The sequence below is a fragment of the Moraxella sp. CTOTU47724 genome (genome assembly GCF_032014955.1).
GTDB classification, from domain to species: domain Bacteria; phylum Pseudomonadota; class Gammaproteobacteria; order Pseudomonadales; family Moraxellaceae; genus Faucicola; species Faucicola tetraodonis.
The window spans coordinates 1-1,916 of sequence record NZ_DALZSV010000106.1 but is presented as its reverse complement, the minus strand read 5'-3'; the positions used below and the strand labels follow the sequence as shown (position 1 = coordinate 1,916).

At 40.3% G+C, this 1,916-nt stretch carries 1 protein-coding gene and 1 pseudogene; one reads left to right on the top strand and one right to left on the bottom strand.

Annotated elements, in window-relative coordinates:
* Window positions 1-317 (bottom strand): annotated as a pseudogene (locus tag RTR63_RS11725) (hypothetical protein); the annotation flags it as partial.
* Window positions 318-716: 399 nt separating this feature from the next.
* Between RTR63_RS11725 and dinB the strand changes: the two are divergent.
* Entirely contained in the window at window positions 717-1,772 is a 1,056-nt protein-coding gene (gene dinB, locus RTR63_RS11720; RefSeq protein WP_312524449.1) for a DNA polymerase IV, read from the top strand.
* Window positions 1,773-1,916 lie beyond the last annotated feature (144 nt).

Below are 1,916 nucleotides of genomic sequence, written 5' to 3'. Positions count from 1 at the left end.
ACGTTATCAATGGCGAGCGATTTTTCCAGTAAATATCCTGTAAAAAACTCCCCTACTTTTTGAGTGGCGATAGCACCACCAAAATTTTGTGATAGGTACCACCATAGAGCGCCTGCAAACAACACAGACACGCCCACCCAAATGGCACTCCAAATACCCGCTTGTTTCATCGAAACCGCTTCACCATTTTTTGGGGTTTTAAAGGTAAAAAAATCAACCAATAACAGTATCGCTACGATAGCAAAGAACACGGCATACAGCATGGGACTGCCAATGCTCATGAGTTCTGTCATTTGATTCGCTGCTGCAAGTAACATTATCGCTCCTTAGTGTGTATTTACAAACTATGGTTGGCAATAAGTCAAAGGATTATGAAAAAATGCTAAGCACAAAAAACCTTGACTCACACCGACCAAATATGTGGTTGTGTTAAGTCAAGGTCTGGCTTACTATTTGATAATTAGCGCAATATATGGCTAAAAAATAGCTGATTTACCGGTAAGCGGCTACTTACGTAATGACGATAAATCACAAACTGTTAAAGTGAGAAGTTACTCCCCTTGATAGCGATAATGTAGCAGATAAACGATGACTTATCAATTGAATTTATCAATCAGTAAATTTTGAATTTATTGTTTATGTTAGCTAGCGTATTTACAGCTTAACAAGTCAATTAAATACTTTCCCCATACAGTTAGGATGATAAACTAACACCCATGCGTAAAATTATTCATATCGATATGGATGCGTTCTTTGCCAGTGTTGAGCAACGGGATAATCCTGAGTTACAAGGTAAACCTTTGGTCGTTGGCGGTGATCCCAATGGGCGCGGTGTCGTCGCAGCAGCAAGTTATGAGATACGCAAGTTCGGTGTGCATTCTGCCATGTCATGCTATCGAGCGCGTCAGCTATGTCCACAAGCAATTTTTGTCAAACCACGCTTTGAGGTGTATCATGAAGTTAGTGAGCAAATTCGTGCCATTATGTACCAATATACGCCACTGGTCGAACCTTTATCACTGGATGAGGCGTATCTAGATGTGACCAATAGCCCGCATGAAAAAAATTCTGCGACACTAATCGCCAATCGCATTCGCCAACAGATTTTGCGACAAACGCAGCTGACCGCTTCAGCCGGGGTGTCTTATAACAAAATGCTTGCCAAAATCGCGTCAGATTTAAATAAACCCAACGGAATTGCGGTTATCACACCTGAGCAAGGATTGGACTTCATCGCCAATTTACCGGTAAAAAAATTTCACGGGATTGGCAAAGCCACCGTCAAAATGTTGCATGACATGGGTATATTTACAGGATTGGATTTACGCAATACCCCAGCGGACGTATTAAAACAACGCTTTGGCAAACGGGGTGATTTCTTTCACCAAATTGCCCACGGTATTGATAATAGAGAGGTTAAAGCTGAGCGCAAACATAAATCTGTCGGTTCTGAGACAACGTTTGTACACAATACCATGGATGATAAAGTCATTGTGGCTGCCCTATATCGCGAAAATAGCCAAGCGTTTAAAGATTTACAAAAAAAGCAGCGTTACGCTCGCACCATCACCATTAAAATCAAATACAGCGATTTTAGTGTGATTACCCGCTCTCATAGTATTTCTTCCCACTTTGAACAAGAATCCGATGCCCATTATTGGATTCAATGGCTATACGACCATACCTCAAAACTTTTACCCGTACGTTTGGTTGGGGTGACTTATTCAAATTTGCTGCAAGCTGAAGCCTCACCACAGATGCCATTATTATAAGCCACTATAAGCCAAATTTTGCCAATATATTTTTGTATTTGACCGTTTAAATAATTTTTATGTAAATGCTAACAACAGTAAAACCCTGCTATATTGCAGTGTCTTACTTTATTGCTATACTACTTAATTAAAATTAGATGAGCC